The organism is Amycolatopsis rhizosphaerae (assembly GCF_007713715.1).
GTDB classification, from domain to species: Bacteria; Actinomycetota; Actinomycetes; order Mycobacteriales; family Pseudonocardiaceae; genus Amycolatopsis_E; species Amycolatopsis_E rhizosphaerae.
Map to the genome: position 1 here is coordinate 1 of NZ_VJWX01000070.1, position 21,279 is coordinate 21,279.

Annotated in this window: 19 protein-coding genes; 7 read left to right on the plus strand and 12 right to left on the minus strand. The window is 71.0% G+C overall.

From position 1 onward, the window contains the following. The 3 genes from FNH05_RS10125 to FNH05_RS37950 form a co-directional block, all read right to left on the minus strand. Window positions 1-921 (minus strand): serine/threonine-protein kinase (locus FNH05_RS10125; RefSeq protein ID WP_144587085.1); only part of this gene is annotated, 921 nt, incomplete at its 3' end. A gap of 208 nt (window positions 922-1,129) precedes the next feature. Beyond that, window positions 1,130-1,519, minus strand: coding sequence for a pyridoxamine 5'-phosphate oxidase family protein (locus tag FNH05_RS10130; protein ID WP_144587086.1), 390 nt, complete (start codon window positions 1,517-1,519; stop codon window positions 1,130-1,132). 89 nt (window positions 1,520-1,608) lie between these two features. After that, window positions 1,609-1,767, minus strand: a complete 159-nt coding sequence (locus tag FNH05_RS37950; RefSeq protein WP_186382479.1) for a hypothetical protein — start codon at window positions 1,765-1,767, stop codon at window positions 1,609-1,611. Between the two features lie 71 nt (window positions 1,768-1,838). Between FNH05_RS37950 and FNH05_RS10135 the strand changes: the two genes are divergently transcribed. Then, on the plus strand, window positions 1,839-2,792 hold the full coding sequence (locus FNH05_RS10135) for a helix-turn-helix domain-containing protein (protein ID WP_144587087.1): 954 nt from the start codon (window positions 1,839-1,841) through the stop codon (window positions 2,790-2,792). A 3-nt stretch (window positions 2,793-2,795) separates the two neighbouring features. Here FNH05_RS10135 and FNH05_RS10140 read toward each other — a convergent pair whose 3' ends face one another. From FNH05_RS10140 to FNH05_RS10150, 3 genes are all read right to left on the minus strand, one after another. Beyond that, the gene (locus FNH05_RS10140; protein WP_144587101.1) at window positions 2,796-3,563 is read right to left on the minus strand and encodes a putative hydro-lyase; all 768 of its coding nucleotides are present in this window, start codon (window positions 3,561-3,563) and stop codon (window positions 2,796-2,798) included. 80 nt (window positions 3,564-3,643) lie between these two features. Beyond that, window positions 3,644-4,081, minus strand: coding sequence for a MarR family winged helix-turn-helix transcriptional regulator (locus FNH05_RS39735; RefSeq protein ID WP_144587088.1), 438 nt, complete (start codon window positions 4,079-4,081; stop codon window positions 3,644-3,646). Beyond that, entirely contained in the window at window positions 4,078-5,508 is a 1,431-nt protein-coding gene (locus FNH05_RS10150; protein WP_144587089.1) for an MFS transporter, read from the minus strand. Before FNH05_RS10150 ends, FNH05_RS39735 begins: the two co-directional genes overlap by 4 nt. A gap of 123 nt (window positions 5,509-5,631) precedes the next feature. Between FNH05_RS10150 and FNH05_RS10155 the strand changes: the two genes are divergently transcribed. Beyond that, window positions 5,632-7,356, plus strand: a complete 1,725-nt coding sequence (locus FNH05_RS10155) for an IlvD/Edd family dehydratase (RefSeq protein ID WP_144587090.1) — start codon at window positions 5,632-5,634, stop codon at window positions 7,354-7,356. Window positions 7,357-7,416: 60 nt separating this feature from the next. Here FNH05_RS10155 and FNH05_RS10160 read toward each other — a convergent pair whose 3' ends face one another. The 4 genes from FNH05_RS10160 to FNH05_RS10175 form a co-directional block, all read right to left on the minus strand. Continuing rightward, the gene (locus FNH05_RS10160; RefSeq protein WP_144587091.1) at window positions 7,417-7,770 is read right to left on the minus strand and encodes an STAS domain-containing protein; all 354 of its coding nucleotides are present in this window, start codon (window positions 7,768-7,770) and stop codon (window positions 7,417-7,419) included. Further along, complete coding sequence (locus FNH05_RS10165; protein ID WP_144587092.1) at window positions 7,767-9,365, minus strand: ATP-binding SpoIIE family protein phosphatase; 1,599 nt, start codon at window positions 9,363-9,365, stop codon at window positions 7,767-7,769. Before FNH05_RS10165 ends, FNH05_RS10160 begins: the two co-directional genes overlap by 4 nt. Window positions 9,366-9,576: 211 nt before the next feature. Beyond that, entirely contained in the window at window positions 9,577-12,063 is a 2,487-nt protein-coding gene (locus tag FNH05_RS10170; RefSeq protein WP_144587093.1) for a DNA gyrase/topoisomerase IV subunit A, read from the minus strand. Window positions 12,064-12,086: 23 nt separating this feature from the next. Further along, the gene (locus FNH05_RS10175; RefSeq protein ID WP_144587094.1) at window positions 12,087-14,144 is read right to left on the minus strand and encodes a DNA gyrase/topoisomerase IV subunit B; all 2,058 of its coding nucleotides are present in this window, start codon (window positions 14,142-14,144) and stop codon (window positions 12,087-12,089) included. Window positions 14,145-14,371: 227 nt separating this feature from the next. On the opposite strand from FNH05_RS10175, the gene FNH05_RS10180 reads away from it, so the two are divergent. Both FNH05_RS10180 and FNH05_RS10185 read left to right on the plus strand, forming a co-directional pair. After that, the gene (locus FNH05_RS10180) at window positions 14,372-15,316 is read left to right on the plus strand and encodes an RluA family pseudouridine synthase (RefSeq protein WP_144587095.1); all 945 of its coding nucleotides are present in this window, start codon (window positions 14,372-14,374) and stop codon (window positions 15,314-15,316) included. Between the two features lie 116 nt (window positions 15,317-15,432). After that, window positions 15,433-16,275 (plus strand): class I SAM-dependent methyltransferase, encoded by an 843-nt coding sequence (locus FNH05_RS10185; protein ID WP_144587096.1) that lies wholly within the window; start codon window positions 15,433-15,435, stop codon window positions 16,273-16,275. 6 nt (window positions 16,276-16,281) lie between these two features. On the opposite strand, the gene FNH05_RS10190 is transcribed toward FNH05_RS10185, so the two are convergent. Next, window positions 16,282-17,028 (minus strand): class I SAM-dependent methyltransferase, encoded by a 747-nt coding sequence (locus tag FNH05_RS10190; RefSeq protein ID WP_144587097.1) that lies wholly within the window; start codon window positions 17,026-17,028, stop codon window positions 16,282-16,284. A gap of 336 nt (window positions 17,029-17,364) precedes the next feature. Here FNH05_RS10190 and FNH05_RS10195 point away from each other — a divergent pair, with 336 nt between their 5' ends. Further along, window positions 17,365-18,594, plus strand: coding sequence for an MFS transporter (locus tag FNH05_RS10195; RefSeq protein ID WP_144587098.1), 1,230 nt, complete (start codon window positions 17,365-17,367; stop codon window positions 18,592-18,594). Between the two features lie 45 nt (window positions 18,595-18,639). Here the strand turns inward: FNH05_RS10195 and FNH05_RS10200 are convergent, their stop codons facing one another. Beyond that, window positions 18,640-19,104 carry a DUF1203 domain-containing protein gene (locus FNH05_RS10200; RefSeq protein WP_144587099.1) on the minus strand — a complete coding sequence of 155 codons (465 nt, stop codon included), beginning with the start codon at window positions 19,102-19,104 and terminating at the stop codon, window positions 18,640-18,642. A gap of 267 nt (window positions 19,105-19,371) precedes the next feature. On the opposite strand from FNH05_RS10200, the gene ligD reads away from it, so the two are divergent. Further along, window positions 19,372-20,283 (plus strand): non-homologous end-joining DNA ligase, encoded by a 912-nt coding sequence (gene ligD, locus FNH05_RS10205; protein ID WP_144587100.1) that lies wholly within the window; start codon window positions 19,372-19,374, stop codon window positions 20,281-20,283. A 55-nt stretch (window positions 20,284-20,338) separates the two neighbouring features. Beyond that, on the plus strand, window positions 20,339-21,279 hold a 941-nt coding region (locus FNH05_RS10210; RefSeq protein ID WP_246127642.1), incomplete at its 3' end, for an MFS transporter.

Sequence of the window (21,279 nt, forward strand, 5' to 3'; positions counted from 1 at the left end):
GCCCAGCAACGCCCCCACCGCGACCAGGCCCACCGCCGCGGCGCCCACCAGGACCGTCCGCCGTGAGGGCCGCCGCCGCATCGGCAGCAGCAGCGTCGGATTGCGCGGGGGCCGTCCCTCGGCCACCGCCGTCAGCGCGCGCCGGGCCTCCTCCATCGACGGCCGCTGGGCCGGGTCGCGCCGCAGCATCCATGTCAGCACCTCCGCCAGCGCACCGCTTCGCTGCGGCGGGGTGAGGTCGCCCGAGGCCACGCGTCGCAGGAGTGCGTAAGGGTTTTCCTCCTCGCCGAACGGCGGCGTGCCCTCCACGGCGGCATACAGCGTGGCGCCAAGGGAAAAGACGTCGGAGGCGGGACTCGCCTCCTTCCCGGCGGCCACCTCGGGCGCGAGATAAGCGGGAGTGCCGGCGAGAACACCGCCGTCGGTGACGGTGTTTTCCCCGTAGGCGCGGGAAATCCCGAAGTCGGCGATCTTCGCCGTGCCGTCCTCGCCGATCAGCACGTTGGCCGGGGTCACGTCCCGGTGCACGATGCCCTCGGCGTGCGCCGCCGCGAGCGCGGCCGCCACCTGCGCCCCGATCGCGGCCGCCTCGGCCGGCGGCAGCGGGCCCTCGGCGACCCGGGCGCCGAGGCTGCGCGACGGGAAGTATTCCATGACCAGGCAGGGTTTCCCGTTGTGCTCGACCACGTCGTGCACGCTGATGGCGTGCGGGTGGCGCAGGCGCGCGGCGATCCGGCCCTCCCGGATGGCGCGGCGAACCGCCCGTTCCTCGTCGACGGTGGCGCCGAGTACGAGTTGTTTGACCGCGACCACCCGGTCCAGCCGCTCGTCGTTGGCCTGCCAGACCACCCCCATCGAACCGCGCCCGATCTCGGACACCCGGCGGTAGCGTCCCGCGATCAGCCCGTCATCCTCCGCCACACCAGCGATTCTAGATTCCGGCGGCGGGCCCGGCGTGTGCTGTGAGGGGACCCCCTCACAGCACCAAACCCCGCCTGAACGGGCAACTCACCCGCACGAGGGTGGGACTCACCTGCCTGAGGGTGGGACTCGCCCGGCGGGCGCGCCGTACACCGCGAGCGGACCGGACTTTGCCGGGACTCTGGCCGTATTTGCCGTGAGGGGCCCCTCACGCGGCTCCGGCCAGGAGCCAGCGGGTTACGGGCACCTCGTACAACACGCCGAAACCGCCGATCTCGAGCGGTTTCCGGATGTCCCAGTCGTATTTCCCGAGGAACGCGGCCACGATCTCCTCCGGGCAGTCCCCGGTGTGCGGCCGCGCGGATCCCTCCGCGACCGCCGGGGCGAGCCCGTCCTCCAGCGCCAGGGAAACGCGAGGGTCGCGGGCGAGGTTGCGGACTTTCACGGTCCGCTCCCCCACGCAGAACCACACGCTGTCCGGCCGGTACACGAACCAGACGGGGGTGAGATGGGGCGAGCCGTCCGCGCGGAGGGTGCACAGCCACACGTTCTGCTCACGGTCGAGGCGGGACAGCAGATCGCCGTCGGGTCGTCGCATGGCGCGATTCTGCGACCTCCACCGCACTCGAGGTCAAGGACCGTTTCCGGCCCGGAAGGTGCTTACTCCTCCGTCATCACAAGGAAATGTCAGTGGCCGTGGTGGAGCTCCGACCGCATCCGGATCTCGTCCCGGTCTTCCGGGTCGAAGCTGCCGCTCACCAGCGGTGGCCGCATCCGGCGGTGGTTCCGCTCCAGCCCGTAGGCGAGAAGTCCCAGCAGGATCAGGAAGATCAGCAGGTTCGTCATGGCATTAAGTTTGCGATCATCTACTTCCTGCCAAAAGTGGCAGATCTGACTAGCTCCGCTAAAATCCTGCCATGCTGAAGACGGTCGCCGCCCTGCTCATCGATCAGCTCGCCCCGTTCGAGTTCGGCGTGGTCTGCGAGGTGTTCGGCATCGACCGGTCCGACGACGGGGTGCCCGCCTTCGACTTCCGCGTCTGCGGCGAGCAGGCGGGCAAGCCGCTGCGCACCTCGATCCCCGGCGTGCTCGTCACGCCGTCCCACGGGCTGGAAGGGCTGGAAGGCGCCGATCTCGTCGCCCTGCCCGCGGCGCTCCTGCGCGAGGAATACCCCCCCGCCGTACTCGAAGCGATCCGGGCCGCCCACGCCCGGGGCGCGACGGTGCTGTCCGTGTGCAGCGGCGCCTTCCTGCTCGGGGCGTCCGGACTGCTCGACGGCAGGCGCTGCACCACGCACTGGCACCACATCGCGGAATTCCAACGGCGCTTTCCCGAGGCGAAGACCGACCCGGACGTGCTGTTCGTCGACGAGGGCGACATCATCACCAGCGCCGGGACCGCCGCCGGGATCGACGCCTGCCTGCACCTCGTCCGGCGGGAACTCGGTTCCTCCGTGGCCACCCTGATCGCGCGGCGCATGGTCGTCCCGCCGCAGCGCGACGGCGGGCAGCGCCAGTTCGTCGAACTACCGGTGCCCGAATGCTCCGGGGACAGCCTGCAACCCGTGCTCGCCTGGATGCTGGACCACCTCGCGGAAGAGCACACCGTCGCCGGCCTCGCCCGCCGCGCCGCCCTGTCCGAGCGGACCTTCGCGCGACGGTTCGTCGCCGAAACGGGCACCACCCCGCACAAATGGCTTTCGACCCAGCGGGTCCTGCACGCCCGGCGCCTGCTCGAGGACACCACGCTCGGCATCGAGGAGATCGCGCGCGAATGCGGTTTCGGCACCGCGGCCCTGCTGCGGCACCACTTCCACCGCCTCGTCGGTGTCTCGCCCCACGACTACCGCCGCTCCTTCGCCGCCTCCTGACGATCAGTCGATGCGGTACTCGGTGTCGCGAACGTCGGTGACGAACATGTGGCCCGGGGCGTGGGTGACGGCGAACGGCGGCCGGGAGGCCATCAGCGCGGCCTGGGGAGTGACCCCGCAGGCCCAGAACACGGGGACGTCGCCGGGCCCGGCCACCACCGGATCGCCGAAGTCCGGGCTCGCCAGGTCGCCGATGTCCAGCTCGGCGGGGTCCCCGGCGTGCACCGGCGCGCCGTGCACGGCGGGCATCCGGCCGCTGATCCCGGCCGCCTGCCGCACCAGGTGTTCCGGGATCGGGCGCATCGACACGACCATCGGGCCGTGCAGCCGCCCGGCGGGGCGGCAGGCCCGGTTGGTGACGTACATCGGCACGTTGCGGCCCTGCTCGATGTGCCGCAGCGGGATGCCCGCCTTCGCCAGTCCCGCCTCGAAGGTGAAACTGCAGCCGATGAGGAAGGCGACCAGATCGTCGCGCCACCACGGTGTCGCGTCGGAGGTCTCCTCGACGAGCTCGCCGTCCCGCCACACGCGGTACCCGGGGAGGTCGGTGCGCAGGTCGGCATCGGGAGCGAGCACGGAGGTGGTCCACCCCGGGTCGGTGACGTCGAGCACCGGGCAGGGTTTCGGGTTGCGCTGGCAGAACAGCAGCAGGTCGTAGGCCCAGTCACGCGGTACCGCGACGAGGTTCGCCTGCGTGTACCCGTCCGCCCACCCCGCCGTGGGCGCGACCGTACCGCCGCGGAAGAGCGCACGGACCTCCGCGGGGGACAGGGTCGCCGGTTCGTCCACCGTCATCACCCCTCCACTTCAGCAGACCCGGAGGTAAGACGCCATGGACCAACGGCGGGAGTTCACGCGGTCGCGGAATCCCTGAGCCCGGACAGGATGCGGTCCAGCGTGGCGAGGTCCTCGGCGGGCAGCGAACGCAGCGATTCGGGCGGCGTGGACAGGATCCGGTTCGCGGTCGCGGCCACCTCGCGGCCCGCTTCGGTGACCGTGACGAGCTTGCACCGCCGGTCGTCCGGGTGCACCGTGCGCTCGACGAGGCCGCGCCGTTCCAGATCGTCCACCAGCACCGTCGCATACGGCCGGTCGGTGAGCAGCTCGGCGGCCAGCTCGCGCAGCGTCATCGGCCGGGCCGCGACCCGCCGCAGTGCCTTGGTCTTGACGAAACTCATGTGGAGGGTGTCGACCACCTGCTTGCGACTGTCGTGGTGCTCCAGCACCAGTTCGCGCATCCGCTCCCAGACCCGCGCCGAGACTCCAGTGGCGTCACCGGCCTCGCTCATCGTGCGCTCACCACCCGTTCTTCCGTTTCCACGAACCGCTCCGCGGTGCCGCGTGCCCAGGTCCCCGTCGTCGCGAAGCCGAGGACCACCGCCGTCACCCCGCATCCCACCATGATCCACCACGCGTAATGGCTCGCCGGGGCGAACCCGGTGGCCAGCGGGCCGGTGATGTGCGAGGTGACCACGGCGCCGAGAACCGCCACCCCCAGTGTGGAGCCGACCATCCGGCTGGTCGAGGCGACGGCCGCGGCCACCCCGGCCTGCGCCCGCGGCATCCCGGACACCGCCGTGTTCGTGATGGGCGGGTTGAGCAGGCCGAAACCGATGCCGAACACCAGGTAGGCGGTGACCAGCAGGGGCAGGGGCGCGGTGGCGGTCACGCGGGTGAGCAGCAGGCCCGCGACGGTGAGCGCGGTGGCGCCGAGGACCAGCGGGCGCCGTGCCCCGCGCCGGGCGACGATCCGGCCCGAAACCGGCGCCAGCGCGAGGATCATCGCCGCGGTCGGCAGGGTCAGCAGTCCGGCGTGCAGTGGCGTGAAACCACGCACGTTCTGCAGGTAGATCGCGTTCAGGAACAGGAAGCCGCCCATCGAGGCGAAGGCGCACACCGCGATGATGGTGGCCCCGGAAAACGGGGCGCTGGCGAAGAAACGCGGGTCGATGAGCGGTTCGGGCCGCCGCTTCTCGTACGGCACCAGAACGGCCAGCGCGAGCACGGTGATCGCGAAGACGCCCAGGGTCCGCGCGGACAGCCAGCCCGCGTGCGGCGCTTCGATGATCGCGTAGGTGAGGCTGCCCAGCACCACGATGACCAGCGCCTGCCCCACCGGGTCGACGCGCCGGGCGCGCGGCGCCTTGGACTCCGGCACGAACAGCGCGGCCAGCGTGAACGCGGCGATGCCGATCGGCACGTTGATCCAGAAGATGGACCGCCAGCCGACGGCACCCACCAGCGCGCCGCCGGTCACCGGGCCGAGCGCCATGCTGACCCCGAACACCGCACCCCAGACCCCGATCGCGCGGGCGCGTTCCCGTGGCTCGGTGAAGGTGTTGGTGACGATGGACATGGCGACCGGGTTGAGCATCGAGCCGCCGACGGCCTGCAGCATGCGGAACGCGATGAGCGGCGCGATGCCGGGGGCGAGGCTGCACAGCAGGGACCCGAGGGTGAACAGCGCGAGCCCGGTCTGGAAGGTCCGGCGCCGTCCCACCCGGTCGCCGGTGGAGCCGGACAGCATCAGCAGCGCGGCCATCACCACGGTGTAGGCGTCGATGGTCCATTGGAGGCTGGAGACCCCGGCGCCGAAGGAGCGCTGGATCGACGGCAGCGCGAGGTTGACGATCGTGCTGTCCATCGAGACGAGGAACAGGCTCAGGCAGCAGACGGCCAGGACCAGCAGTTTGCGCCGCGGGGTCAGTTCCGGCACGGAACCCTCCGATTCGTTGTAAATGTCTAACGATTGTAAGCCTACAACGAATCGGCGCTGGACACCCAATCATCTAATGATTTAACGTTTCCTGGCGGGATCCTCGGAGCGGAGGGAGTCATCGTGACGGGCGAGCGGCGCAGTGCGGCATGGTTCTCGGCCACCGGACGGCCGGGCATGATCTACCGGTCGTGGATGCGGAACCAGGGTTTCGGCGCCGAGGTCTTCGACGGCAGGCCGGTGATCGGCATCGCCACCAGCGCTTCGGAACTCGCGCCGTGCAACGCCCACCTGCACCGGGTGGCCGAGGCGGTCAAACGGGGCGTGTGGCAGGCCGGGGGATTCCCGCTGGAGTTCCCCACCATGGCCACCGGCGAGACGCTCATGCGGCCCACCGCCATGCTCTACCGCAACCTGATGGCCATGGAGGTCGAGGAACTGATCCGCGCCAACCCGCTCGACGGCGTGGTCCTGCTCTCCGGTTGCGACAAGACCACGCCCGCGATGCTGATGGCGGCCGCCAGCGTGGACCTGCCGTCGATCATGGTCACCGGCGGCCCCATGCTCAACGGCAAGTACCGGGGCACCGACGTCGGCTCCGGAACCCACGTGTGGCGCTTCGAAGAAGAACTCAAGGCCGGGCGGATGACCCAGGAGGAATGCTTCTTCGCCGAGGGGTGCATGGCCCGGTCCAACGGGCACTGCATGACCATGGGCACCGCCTCCACCATGGCCTGCCTTGCCGAGGCGCTCGGCATGCAGTTGCCCGGTTCGGCCACCTGGCCCGCGGTGGACGCGCGCCGCTTCGAAACCGCGCAGGAGGCGGGCCGCCGCATCGTGTCGATGGTGGACGAAGACCTTCGCCCGTCGCGGATCCTCACCCGCGAGGCGTTCGAGAACGCGATCCGGGTCAACGCGGCCATCGGCGGCTCGACCAACGCGATCATCCACCTGCTCGCGATCGCGGGCCGGAGCGGGCCCGCACTCGCGCTGGACGACTTCGACGCGCTGGCCCGGCCGGTGCCGACGCTGGTCGACCTGCTGCCCTCCGGCCGGTTCCTGATGGAGGATTTCTGTTACGCGGGCGGCCTTCCGGTAGTGATGAAGCAGCTCGCCCAGGCAGGTCTGCTGCACGGGGCGAGCGTGACGGTCACGGGCAAGAGCGTCGCCGACAACGTCGCGACGGCGGCCTGCTGGAACCCCGAGGTGATCACCCCGCTCGACGAACCGTTCCAGCCCGCCGGAACCGGGACCGCGGTGCTGCGCGGAAACCTGTGCCCCGGCGGGGCGGTGGTCAAGCAGTCGGCGGCCTCACCGCATCTGCTCACCCACCGGGGCCGTGCGCTGGTCTTCGACTCGGCCGAGGACTACCACGCCGTGTGCGACGACCCGGGGCTCGACGTGGACGCGAACACGATCCTGGTCATCCGGGGCGCGGGCCCGAAAGGGTACCCGGGCATGCCCGAGGTGGCGAACGTGCCGCTGCCGTCGAAGCTGCTCAAGGCCGGGGTGACCGACATGGTGCGCATCTGCGACGGCCGGATGAGCGGCACCGGATACGGCACGGTCGTCCTGCACGTCACCCCGGAATCGGCGCTCGGCGGCCCACTCGCCCTGGTGCGCACCGGGGACGAGATCACGCTCGACGTCCCGGCCCGCACGCTCACCCTGGAAGTCGGGGACGCCGAACTCGACCGGCGCCGCGCCGCCTGGCGGCCGCCGCGGCCCCCAGCCGACAGCGGATACACCTGGCTCTACACCGAGCACGTGCTCCAGGCCGACCAGGGCGCGGACTTCGACTTCCTGCGCGGGCACCGCGGGCACGCCGTCCCCCGCGACTCCCACTGAGGGGGTTGCGGGTCGCCGTGAAGGGTCCCTTCACAGTCGATTCGACCGTGAAGGGACCCTTCACGGCACGCCCCAGCCCCTCGGCGGGGGTGGGTCGTCGAACAGCATGCGGGCCACCGGGGACAGCCCGGAGAGCTCGATCACGCGGCGGACCGGCGACCGCGACGGCACCACCAGCTCCAGCTCCATCTGCAGCACCCGCATCCGTTCCCCGAGCTGGAACAGCACCCGTAGTCCCGCACTGTCCAGATAGGACAGCCGGGTCAGGTCCACCACCACGGCGGCCACCTCGTTGCCCACCACCGCGTTGATCTCCTCCTGAACGGCGGCGGCGTTGTCCAGGTCGATCTCGCCGGACAGCTCGATGCACACCCTGCCGTCCAGCACCTGCGTCTCGACCCAGGCTTCCGTCACGATCCACGCTCTTGCCCAAGGGCGCGGCGGATGACCACCCGCGTGCCGTCCTCACCATGCTCGACGTGGACGTCGTCGGCACATTTCCGCATCAGCAACAGCCCCCTGCCCCGGTTGATCCCTCGCGGACGACGCCACCGTCCCGTGTCCCGGACGGTCACCACCGCGTCGCCCTGCCGCCGTTCCAGCAGCACCGTCACCATGCCCCCGGCGGGGCCGTACGCGTGCTCCACCACGTTCGTGCAGGCCTCACCCACCGCGAGCAGCAGATCCCCCGCGGCCTCGGGGTCCGCGGCCACCGCGGACAGCCACCGGCGCATCGTCGCCCGGATCTCCTTCAACGACTCGGGAACCGCGGGCACCGCCACCTCCAGCGGGCCGATCTCCTCGACGGTTTGGCGCCGGAGGATGAGCAACGCGACGTCGTCGTCCGGTACCTCGTCCCCGATCAGCCGCCGCATCACCTGCGCGCACACCCGGTCCGCCGTCTGGACGGAAACCGCCTCGCGCAACAGGTCCAGACCGGCATCGAGCGGACGGTACCGGCGTTCCACCAGACCGTCGGTGTACAGGCAGCACACCGCGCCCTGGGGCAGTTCGACCGCCGTGCTGTGGCGGCGTGCTTCGTGCACCGCGCCGATCGGCGGATCGACCTGCAGCGTCACGAATTCCGGGTCCTTCCCCGGCACCGCCAGCAGCGGTTCGAGATGCCCCGCCGAGGACAGGTGCAGCCGTTCGAAGGCGGAGTCGAGCGTGCCGTAGAGCACCGTCGCCATCATCCCCGGCTCGAAATGCAGCGCCTTGCGGTCCAGACGGGTCAGCACCTCCGCCGGGTCGTCCGTCTCCAGCGCGTAGGCGCGCAGCGCGCTGCGGAACCGCCCCATCACCACCGCCGCGGGCAGGTCGTGGCCGACCACGTCGCCCATCACGATGCCGAGCCTGCCGGACGGAAGAGTGAAAACGTCGTACCAGTCCCCGGCGACGCTGGAGCGGCCGCCCGGAACGTAGCGCGCGGCGATGTCCAGCGTCGGCACCGCCGGGAGCTTCGCGGGCAGCAGACTCCGCTGCAACTCGGTCGCGGCGGCCCGCGCCGCCTGCGCCCGCTGCGCCTGGATCGACAACGCCACCCGGTCGCCCGCGAGTTGCAGCAGGTGGATGTCGTCTTCGGTGAACGAGTGGTCCCGGACCGTCCCGACGTGCAGCACGCCGATCAGCGACCCGCCGACCAGCAGCGGCACCCCGAGCAGGGTGTGCAGGCCGCGCTCCCACAACAACTGGTTGACCACGGTGGTCTCGTCGATCCGCTCGAGCAGCACGGGCCGGCGCTCCGCGGCGATCCGGCCGGCGAACCCCTTGCCGAGCGGGACGCGCACCCCCTGGTGGACCTCGGGATCCATGCCGCGCGCCGCCGCGGCGAACAGCTCACCCCCGCCCGGTTCGAGCAGCAGCACCACCGCCGTGTCGGCGTGCATCACCCGCCGGACCCGTTCCAGCAACTCGGTGAGCGCATCCTCGGTGTCGAGATGGGCAAGCGCGTGGTTGCTGACGAAACCGATCCGGCGCAGCCTGTCCTCCGCACTCGCCGTCGATGCCATGATCGGAGATTGCCCAGCCTTACCCGTTCGGAAACCCGGGGTCAGGTGCGTGTGGCACCCACCGGTGATGCGACCCCGGGCCAGAACCCGTCCCACCACCAGCCTTGGGACCAAGGTAACGCCGCACCGCTCCCCCGTCGAGTCCTCCGGCCGGGCGCGGCCAGGGAACCGGGGAGGGCCCGCCGGGGACGGGGCCCCGGCGAGCCGTGGGTCAGGGGCGCTCGATCAGATAGCCGACGACGTCGGGCCCGGGGTGCGCGGCACCCGATCCGTCCCGGCGCGCCACCGGTTCCGGCAGCTCCACCGGGTCCCCGTTGCGGGAGGCACCCGCGGGCCGTGGACCGATCCACGCCACCGACAGCGCGGTCTCGCCCTTGAGGAACCGGTGCGCCCGCACCCCGCCGGTCGCGCGGCCCTTCGCCGGGTATTCCGTGAACGGGGTGACCTTCACGCTGCTGCCGGTCGAGGTGACCACCATCGGCTCGCCCCGCTCCGGATCGTCCGTGCGGACCGCGCCGAAGAACACCACCTGCGCATCGGGGACCAGCTTGATGCCCACCATCCCGCCGCTCTTGAGCCCCTGAGGCCGCACCAGCGACACCGACAGCCGCAGCAACGACCCGTCCGAGGCGACGAACGCGAGGGTCTCGCGCCCGTCGGTCAGCCAGCTCGCCCCGACCAGTTCGTCGCCGTCCTTGAGCGTGATGATCTCGAACTCGTCCGCCCGCACCGGCCATTCCGGGGCGCACACCTTGACCACGCCGTGCTTCGTGCCCAGCGCCAGCCCCGGCGAACCGGCGATGTGCTCGCCGAGCGGCGCGAGCCCGACGACCCGCTCCCCCTTCTCCAGCGGCAGGAGCTCCCGCGCGGCCATCCCGCCGCGCAGCGACACCGTGCCGCCCTGCTCCGGCAGCACGGGCAGCGGGAGCACGTCGGTCTTGAACGCGCGGCCGCGGCTGGTGATCAGCAGCACCTGCCCGCGGGCGGTCGAGGACACGACCGCGGCGACGGAATCGTGCTTGACCCGGCCGTGGCGGCGGCGCCCCTCGGGAGCCTCCTCCGACTCGGCCGCGGTGCGCGCCACCAGGCCGGTGGCGGACAGGACCACCTGGCACGGATCGTCGGCGACCTCCAGCGGACCCGCCGGCTGCGAGGCGGCCAGCACCTCCTTGAGGTCACCGTCGATCAGCGCGGTACGGCGCTCGCTCCGGAAGTCCTTGGCGATCTTGGCCAGCTCGGTGGACACCACGCGCTTGAGCACGGACTCGTCTTCGAGGATCTTCGTCAGCTCCGCGATCTCCTCGCGCAGCCGTTCCTGCTCCTCCTCCAGTTCGAGCTTGTCGTACCTGGTCAGCCGCCGCAGCGGGGTGTCGAGGATGTAGCTCGCCTGGATCTCGGAGAGCTTGAACCGCTTCATCAGGCCGTCCTTGGCCGCGGCCGCGTTCTCACTGTTCCGGATCAGCCGGATCACCTTGTCGATGTCCAGCAGGGCGAGCAGCAGGCCCTCCACCAGGTGCAGCCGCTCTTCGCGCTTGCGGCGGCGGTACCGGGTGCGCCGGGTCACCACGTCGTAGCGGTGGGCGAGGAACACCTCGAGCAGTTCCTTGAGCCCGAGCGTCCGCGGGTGCCCGTCGACCAGGACCAGGTTGTTGATCCCGAACGACTGCTCCAGCGGGGTGAGCCGGTACAGATCGGCCAGCAGCGGCTGCGGGTTCACCCCGACCTTGCACTCGATCACCAGCCGCGTGCCGTTCTCGCGGTCGGTGAGGTCCTTGACGTCGGCGATCCCGGTGAGCCGCTTGGACTTGTTCACCTCGTCGGTGATCTTCTCGATCACCTTCTCCGGGCCGACGCCGTAGGGCAGTTCGGTCACCGTGATGGCCTGACGGCCGCGGCTGCCTTCGAGCGGCCCGATCTCGACCTTCGCCCGCATGCGGACCACCCCGCGGCCGGTCTCGTAGGCCTTGCGCACCTCGTCGAGCCCGAGCAGCAGCCCGCCGGTGGGCAGGTCCGGCCCCGGCACGAACTCCATCAGCTTGTCCAGCGAGGCGTTCGGGTGGTTGATCAGCCAGCGGGCGGCGCCGATGACCTCGCCCATGTTGTGCGGGATCATGTTGGTCGCCATCCCGACCGCGATCCCGGAAGTGCCGTTGACCAGCAGGTTCGGGTACGCGGCAGGCAGCACCGACGGCTCGGCGAGCGAACCGTCGTAGTTGGGCCGGAAGTCGACGGTCTCCTCGCCGAGCTCGCCCACCAGCTGCATCGCCTCCGGCGACATGCGCGCCTCGGTGTACCGGCTGGCGGCGGGCCCGTCGTCGGGCGAGCCGAAGTTGCCGTGGCCGTCGATGAGCGGCGCGTTCATCGAGAAGTCCTGCGCCAGGCGGACCATCGCGTCGTAGATCGCGGTGTCGCCGTGCGGGTGGTAGCGGCCCATCACGTCGCCGACCACGCGCGACGACTTCACGTACGCGTGCGTGGGCCGGTACCCGGCCTCGTTCATGGCGAACAGGATGCGGCGGTGCACCGGCTTGAGCCCGTCCCGCGCGTCGGGCAGGGCCCGGGAGTGGATGACCGAATAGGCGTACTCGAGGTAGGAGTCCTCGATCTCGGTCTTGACCGGGTTCTCGAAGACCTGGGCACCGGCCTGGTCGAAGGCGGCCGGATCGACCCGGGTGGTGGGGGTTTTGCGGCGTGCCATTGTGCTTGCTTCTCCTGACGGCTTCAGATGTCGATCGCGGCCTGGTCGACCCGGGCGGCCGAGGCGACCAGCCAGTTGCGCCGGGGTTCGACCTTCTCGCCCATCAGCAGTTCGAGTGCGGCTTCGGCCGCCTCGGCGTCATCGAAGGTGATGCGCCGGACGGAACGGGTCGCGGGGTTCATGGTGGTCTCCCACAGCTCGTCGGCGTCCATCTCGCCGAGGCCCTTGAACCGGGGAACCGGAGTGACGATCTGCTTGCCCGCGCGCTCCAGTTCGGCCACCTTCGCCTCCATTTCCCGCTGGGTGAAGGTGAAATGGGTCTCCGGGTTGCGGCCCCTTGTGGTGATCTTGTGCAGCGGCGGCATGGCCGCGTAGAGCCTGCCGTCCTCGATCACCGGGCGCATGTAGCGGGCGAACAGGGTGATCAGCAGGGTCCGGATGTGCGAACCGTCGACGTCGGCGTCGGCCATCAGGATCACCCGGCCGTAGCGCATCGCCGACAGGTCGAAGGTCCGCCCGGTGCCCGCCCCGAGCACCTGCACGATCGAGGCGATCTCGGCGTTCTTCAGCGTGTCGCCGAGGCTGGCCTTCTGCACGTTGAGGATCTTGCCGCGCAGCGGCAGCAGGGCCTGGTACTCCGAGACGCGCGCCATCCGCGCCGAACCGAGCGCGCTGTCGCCCTCCACGAGGAACAGTTCGCTGCGGGAGATACCGGTGGTGCGGCAGTCCACCAGCTTGGGGGGCATCGAGGCGCCCTCGAGCGCGGTCTTGCGGCGGGCGGCGTCCTTCTGCTGCTTCTGCGTCAGCCGCACGCGCGCCGCGTCGACCACCTTCTGCAGCACGACCTTCGCCTCGGCCTTGGTCTTGCGGTCCTCGGTCCAGGCCTTGAGCTGCCGCTCCACGATGCCCTGGATCACCCGCGTGATCCCGGAGGTGGACAGCTCGTCCTTGGTCTGCGAGGTGAACTGCGGCTCCGGGATGCGCACGTGGATGACCGCGGTCATGCCCTCCAGCACGTCTTCGGAGGTCGGCGGCTCCTCCTTCGGCTTGAGCAGGCCCCGCGTCTTGGAAATGGCCTCCTGCAGGGCCTTCGTCGCGCCGCGGTCGAAACCGCGGCGGTGCGTGCCGCCGTGCACGTTGCGGATGGTGTTGGTGAAGCACTCGACCGTGCGCTCGTAGCCGGTACCCCACCGCAGCGCCACCTCGACCTCGGCGTGACGCTCCACATTGGACCTCATCACGCCGTTCTCGTCGGCGGCGTTCTCCTTGTAGGTGCCCGTGCCCGTGATCAGCAGGGTGCCGGAGACCGGCTTCTCCCCGCCGGGGCTGAGGTACTCCACCATGTCCTTGAGCCCGTTGGGGAAGTGGAAGGTCTCCTCCCCGATCGAGCCCTCGGTGGCGTCCCGCAGCACGTAGGTGACGCCCGGCACCAGGAACGCGGTGTTGCGCAGCTTCGTGCGCACCGCTTCGGTGTCCAGTTTGGCGCCCGCCTCGAAGTACCGTGCGTCGTACCAGTAGCGGATCGAGGTGCCGGTGCGCTCGCCGCGCTTCATCCTGCCGGTCACGCGCAACCCGGCCTGCGGCGAAAACTTCGCCTTCGGGCCCGGACCGTCGAACACGCCGGGCACCCCGTGCGCGAAGGACATCTCGTGCACCTTGCCCGCCTGCTTGACGGTGACGTCGAACCGGTGGGACAGGGCGTTCACCGCGGAGGCGCCGACGCCGTGCAGGCCGCCGGAGGTCTTGTAGCCCGAGCCGCCGAACTTGCCGCCCGCGTGCAGCCGGGTCAGCACGAGCTCCACCCCCGACAGGCCGGACTTGGCGTGCCGGCCGGTGGGGATGCCGCGGCCGTCGTCGTCGACCTGGACACTGCCGTCGGCGTGCAGCGTCACCACGACACGGGTGGCGTGACCGGCAACACCCTCGTCGGTCGAGTTGTCCACGATCTCGGTGAACAGGTGGTTGATCCCGCGGCTGTCGGTGGACCCGATGTACATGCCGGGTCGCTTCCGAACGGCTTCCAGCCCCTCGAGGTGGGTGAGGTCGTCGGCCCCGTAGAGAGGCTCAGCTGAAGCGGTCACAGGGTGTTTCTCCCAGGTTCTGGCATGCGGTTCGGCGAGGGGCCTGTCGTGGTGCCGCACCGGCGACCCACGGTGGGACAGGGTATCCGACCCCCCTGACAAGCCCGTGATTATCGCGCCGGGAGGGGATCATGGCGCGGCGGCGGGGGCGTCGCGCACGTCGGTACCGACCACCAGACTACCGCCGCCGGAACCCGTCCGGCCTGGTCACCGCTAGAGTCGGGCGGGTGAGACGCAGGCCGGAAGCCCCGCTGCCGCCCCGCAACGGGCTGGACCCGGCCCGGATGAAGCTGCCCGCCGAAGGACCGTGGGCGACCGTCCGGGACCATCTGGTGGAACGCATCCCCAAGCTGCCGCCCGACCGGCTGGACGCGATGCTCGCCGAGGGGCGCATCGTCGGCCTGGACGGTCCGGTGACGGCGGACACGCCGTTCCGGCCGGGCATGTTCGTCTGGTTCCACCGCGATCTGCCCGAAGAAACCCCGGTACCGTTCGAGATCGCCATCGTGCACCGGGACGAAAACCTGGTCGTGGTGGACAAACCACACTTCCTGGCGACCATCCCGCGCGGACAGCACGTGCTGGAGACCGCGCTCGTCCGGCTGCGCCGCGACCTCGGCCTGCCCGAGCTGTCCCCGGCGCACCGGCTGGACCGGGTGACCGCGGGGCTGCTGATGTTCGTGGCCCGGCGTGAACTGCGGGGCGCGTACCAGACCCTGTTCCGTGACCGGAAGGTCGCCAAGGAGTACGAGGCCGTGGCCCGCCACGACCCCGCGCTGCCCCTGCCGCACCGGGTGACCAGCCGCATCGTCAAGGAACGGGGCGTGATCAGCGCACAGGAGGTCCCCGGGCCGCCGAACGCGGAGACCCTGGTCGAACTGGCCGAGCATCGCGACGGGCTCGGCCGGTACCGGCTGGTGCCGTTCACCGGCCGCACCCACCAGCTCCGCGTGCACATGAACCGGCTCGGCATCCCGATCCTGGGCGACCGCTGCTACCCGGCGCTGGTGGAGACCCCGTTGCACGACTTCAGCCGCCCCCTGCAGCTGCTGGCGAAGACACTGGAGTTCACCGACCCGGTCACCGGGAAGCACCGGCGGTTCGAAAGCACCCGCACCTTGGCGGCCTGGACCTCCTATGCCGAGTGGGACCGGGATCCGGTGGCGCCGTGAAGGGACCCTTCACGGCGTAACGCCCAGGACCGCCGAGATCCAAGCGTGATCGATTGGGGATTTCCGAATTTTTCTTTTTGTGATATGATGCACAAAATGCCGGATAACGTGTCGGCGTGCATTCCGAAATCAGCCAGACGGCCCTGACCGCGGCCGCCGCCCGCGCCGCTCATCCGCTCGTGGACGCCGAGCCGCCGATCTTCACCGACCCGCTCGCCGCGCCGCTCCTCGGCGCACAGGCGGAGGAGTTCCTGCGCTACCACCGCGAGCACGGTGCCCATCCGATCCTGGCGGCCGCCCGCGCCCAGGTCGTGATCCGCAGCCGCTACACCGAGGACAGGCTTGCCGAGGCGGTGCGCTCGGGCGTGACCCAGTACGTACTGCTCGGCGCCGGCCTCGATTCCTTCGCCTACCGCAATCCCCTGCCGGTGCGCGTGTTCGAGGTCGACCATCCCGCGACGCAGGAGGGCAAACGCGCCCGGCTGGCGGCGGCGGGCACCCCGGTGCCGGAAACCGTGTCCTATGCCCCCGTCGACTTCGAGGCCGGTTCGCTCACCGCGAGCCTGCGCGCGGCCGGGTTCGATCCGGCACGCCCCGCGTTCATCGCCTGGCTCGGCGTCACCGTGTACCTCACGCCCGGCTCGATCCGGCGGACCCTGGCCGCGCTGGGCACCTTCGCCCCCGGCTCCCAGCTCGTCGCCGACTACCTGGTGCCCGAATCGCTGCGGGACGAGACCGGGAGCGCCTACGCGCGGGGCGTGGGCGGGGTCGCGGCCGAGCGGGGTGAGCCGTGGCTTTCCTTCTTCACCCCAGGGGAAATGGCGGAGCTGCTGTCCGAGCACGGGTTCCGGGTGCTCGACGACGCCGGGCAGCGCGAAGCGATCGCGCCCGGACTGTGGCGGAGGACCGACAGCCTGTCCCCCGGTTCCCTTTCGCGCCTGGTCCACGCCGGGAACTGAGTGGGCTCAATCGCGGCGCGCCTCGATCAGGAAGCGCTGCGAGTGCGCGACGAAGGACTCCTCCTTGCGGATCCGGTCGTGCAGGCCGGCCAGGCGATCGCGGTAGGTCTCCACCTCGAAACCCGGCACGATCCAGATCACCTTCCGCAGGAAGTGCACCACGGCGGCGATGTCGTGGAACTCCATGCGCAGCGCCTCCTGCCGCAGGCCGGTCACGGTGAGCCCCGCCGCCCGCGCCGCCGCCACCGCCACCGCGGCGCCGCGGGCCTGGCTCACCGGTTGCGGCCCCATCAGGAAGTCGGTGAGCTCGCGCACGCTCCCGGCGCCGACCTGCTGGGACAGGTAGGTCCCGCCGGGGGCGAGCACGCGGGCGATCTCGTCCCAGGCGGCGATCACCGGGTGGCGGCTGACCACCAGGTCGAAGGTCCCGGAACGGAACGGAAGCGTGTCGTCGGCCGCGCCGACCAGGAAGGCGCCGAGCGGGCGCAGGTTCTCCCGGGCGATCGCGAGATTGGGGGGCCAGGACTCCGTCGCCGCCAGCAGCGCGGGCGGCCGGGAAAGCGTAGCGAGCACCTCGCCGCCACCGGTCTGCACATCCAGCGCGGCCGTGGCCGAGGCCATCCGTTCGGCCATCAGCCGCGCGTAACCCCACGAAGGCCGGGCCTCGGTGGCCCGCCCCGAGAACCACGAGAAGTCCCAGCCACCGACCGGCACCGAGGCACCCTCGCTGAGCAGTTCGTCGAACGTCGGCACCGGGAAAGAATGCCGGACCGGGCCGCGTGCGCGCGAACGATTTACCGTACCCACCGGCTCGATATCGCCTATCTCGTTCTTCTTTTTCCGACGAACCGTAGGCACTCGATCACGACGTCACGACGAGAGAAGAAGTCGGCACGGGCAGCAGTGTTACCTGCCGGAATGTCGGCATCGACACAGGTTTGAAACCCGGTGAGCCCGGGTCGTTACGGTAACGTTATTGGCGTCCGGGCGAGCCGGCCGCAATTGTCGGACAGGACCGGCCCGCCACCATTCGGGCGCGTTTTCCGCGCCAGGGAAAGGATTACCGTTTTGCGGCGAAATATGCCGCCGATGCTTCGTGCGCTCGCCAACCGCAACTACCGCCTCTGGGCCTCGGCCGACCTCGTCTCGGTCACCGGCGGCTGGATGCAGGTTCTCGGACTCAACTGGGTGGTACTGGCGCGCACCGGATCGGCGACTTCGGTCGGCTTCTCGGTCCTGCTGAGCACCCTGCCCGCGCTCCTGCTGGGGCCCTGGGCGGGCGCGCTCGCGGACCGCCACCCCCCTCGCCGGATCATCCTCGCCGGCGAGAGCCTCCACCTGGTCACGGCGCTGCTGCTGGCCTTCGTGGTGTGGCGTGACCTCCCCATCTCCGCGATCTACGGGCTCACCGCGGTCGGTGGTCTCATCGGCGCGCTGGAAGGCCCGGCCCTCGGCCGGTTCGCCGGCCAGGTGGTGTCCAAGAAGGACCTCGGCAACGCACTGGCCTGGAACTCGATCACCAACTCCGCCGGGCGGGTGCTGGGCATGAGCCTGGCCGGGGTGCTGGCCGCGATGGTCGGCAACCCGCTGCTGTTCTTGATCAACGCGGCCAGCTTCGTCGCCGTGATCGTGACCGTCATGGTGATGCGGCCCGCGGAGTTCCACCCGCTGGAGGTCAGCCCGCCCGAGCAGGCGGGTGTGCGGGCCGGGCTGCGCTACGTCGGCCGGAGCCGGATGCTGATCGTCCTGTTCGCCCTCGGCTTCGTGCTCTCCGGCCTCGGCCGGAACTACCAGGTCACCATGGCCGCCATGACCGAGGGACCGCTCGCCGCCGGTGCCGCGGGCTACGGCGCGCTGTCCTCGGTGTTCGCCGTCGGCACCGTGCTCGGCGGGATCCTCGCCGCCCGCGCCAAGGAACTGACCATGACCGTGCTGCTCGTCGCGGCCGCGGCCACCAGCGCGCTGCAGGCGGTCAGCGGGTACCTGCCGGGCCTGTTCGGGTTCGGCGCCGCGATCCTGCCCATCGCCGCCGGTGCCGTCGTGATCGACACGGCGAAGAGCACCCGTGTCCAACTGGACTCGCAAGAGGGCATGCGCGGCCGCGTGCTGGCCCTCCAGGGCGCGGTCGCCGCGGGCGCGGGTGCCGTCGGCGCGCCGCTGCTCGGCTGGATGTCCGAGCACCTCGGGCCGCGGGAGGCCCTGCTCGTCGCCGGGCTGGTCACCCTGGCCGCCACCGCGGTCGCGGCCGCCGCGCTTCGCGTCCGGCGGCCGGCGGTGGAAGAGGTCGCGGACGAGATCGCCGTCCCCGTGGCCGCCTGACCGGCGGAGGCCGCGCCCGGACGTGTTCACGGGCGCGGCCGGTCGTCACGCCGGGTGGGCGCAGAAGTTGTAGCAGCCCGCGACGACGTTGCGGACGTGCACGATCGCCACGCCCGGCTCGGCGAGCAGCCGGGCGATCTCCCGTGCCCCCTGCTCGCCGTCTTCGACCAGTGCGCCTTCGCCCATGTCGCCCCGCTCGTCGTAGGCGCGCACGATCTGGCGCCGGTGCGCCAGGCCCGGCGGGTACTCGGTCACCGTCGCGTAGCCCGGGCAGTCCTCGGCGTGGACGAACAGCGGACCCCGCTCGGCGTAGGCGCCCGCGGTACCCGGCGGGGTGTAGGCGATGAGGAGAAGGCGTTCCCCCGGAAGCGATTCCCTCAGGCAGCACCGCAGCGGGGTGCCCCCCTCCTCGTCGATCCTCGGTGCCAGCGGGTTGCCCGCCTCGTCGCGCCCGGCGGAACGGATCCGGTCCAGGTAGGAGGCTGGGACCGCCTCGATCAGAAAGCTCATGCCCCAAGCCTCCCGGCCCTCGGCGGCCGAAGCTGGCGAAAATCGGCCATCGGCCTCCGGCGGAGCTGTGCGGGAGCTGTGAGTTGCTGGGCGGAACATCGGTTACGCCCTACCCTGGAGCGCGGGAGATCCCGCGGTCCTGCCCGATGCCCGTCGGCATCCGGCGCACGAGCGGTCCCTGGCGCGGTTCCCCCCTAGCCCGCCAGGGACCGCATCCTCCCGGCCCAGCGAGGTGCGCGGCGGCCGGGGGTGCGGCACAGTGGAGTCATGGCGGGACAGCGCGTGACGGTGCAGGTCGACGGCCGGCGCTTGGTCCTGTCCAACCTGGACAAGGTGCTCTACCCGGAAACCGGGTTCACCAAGGGCGACGTCATCGACTACTACGCCAGGATCGCCCCGGTGCTGCTGCCCCACCTTCGCGACCGGCCGACCACCTTCCGCCGCTTCCCGGAGGGCGTCGGCGCCGAACCGTTCTTCGAAAAGGACGTGGCGCGGCACGCCCCGGCCTGGGTGCGCACCGCGCGGCTGCCCAGCAGCCGCGGCCGCGAGGGGGCCAACGCCCACCCGCTGATCAACGACCTCCCCACGCTGGTCTGGGCGGCGAACCTGGCCGCACTCGAACTGCACGTTCCACAGTGGACCGTGGGGCCGGGACAGGTCCGGCGCGCGCCCGACCTGCTGGTGTTCGACCTCGATCCGGGCGTGCCCGCCACCATCGTGGAATGCTGCCGGGTCGCGGTCCTGCTGCGCGAAGAACTCGTCGCCGACGGGCTCACCCCGTACGCGAAGACCAGTGGTTCCAAGGGTTTGCAGCTCTACTGCGGGGTGCGGACCCGGCGCCCCGCGGCCACCTCGGAGTACGCCAGGGCGATCGGCACCCGGCTGGCCGGGCGTCACCCCGGCGAAGTGGTGGCGACCATGGCCAAGGCGCTGCGCCCGGGCAAGGTGTTCATCGACTGGAGCCAGAACAACCCGGCGAAGACGACCGTGGCGCCGTATTCCCTGCGCGGACGGGAACGGCCCACCGTGTCCACGCCCGTCACCTGGGAGGAGGTCGGGTCCTGCCGCCGTCCCGGGGACCTCACGTTCACCAGCGACGAAACCCTGGCCAGGGTGGAAGCACACGGCGACCTCTTCGCCCCCGTGCACGACGACCACGTCGCAGTCCCCGGAGCGTAACGAGAAGGCGGAAACCCGCCAGCGGAAACGGTTCCGCAGCCCCGAAGATCGGGGCGTGACTACCACCACGACTCCGGTCGCCTTCCGCGGGCGGCTGCTGGCCGTCCTGCTCACCGGCCAGTTCATGGCCAATGTGGACACCGCGATCGTCAATGTGGCCGCCCCGTCGATCGCCACCGAGCTGGCCGCCACCGGCGGACAGCTCGCCCTGGTCGTCTCCGGTTACCTCGTCGCCTTCGCGGTGCTGCTGGTCACGGGAGCGCGACTCGGCGCCGCACACGGCCACCGGCGCACCTTCTGCCGCGGTCTGGCCCTGTTCACGCTCGCGTCGCTGGCCTGCGGGCTGGCGTCGGGGCCCATCACCCTGATCGCCGCCCGTTTCGTGCAGGGCGCGGGTGCCGCACTGATGGGGCCCCAGGTGCTCAGCGGGATCCAGTTGCACTTCGCGGGCCCGCACCGCACCCGGGCGCTCGGCTGGTACGCGATCGCCCTGTCCGGCGGCGCGGTCACCGGGCAGGTGCTCGGCGGACTGCTGGTTTCGGCGAACCTGTTCGGCCTGTCCTGGCGCCCGATCTTCCTGATCAACGTGCTGATCGGGGTGCCACTGCTCGTCGCGGCCCGGGTGATCCTTCCCGCTGACGACGGGCGCCGGGACCGGCCGGTCACCGTGGCATCGGTGCTGGCACTGTCGGTTTCGGTGCTGCTGCTGATCGTGCCGCTGGTCCTCGGCCGCGACCAGCACTGGCCACTGTGGACCTGGCTGTGCCTGGCCGCGAGTGTGCCCGCCTTCGCGGGGTTCCTGCGCCTGGACCGGCGCGCCCCGGCACCGCTGATCGCGCGCGAGGTCTTACGTGAACCCTTGGTGCGCAACGGTCTTCTCGCGCACGGGCTGACCACGATGACCTACTTCTCACTGCTGTTCGTGCTCGCGCTGTACCTGCAGCAGGGTCTGCGCACCGGCCCGGCGTACTCGGGGCTGGCGATGGTGTCCTGGGT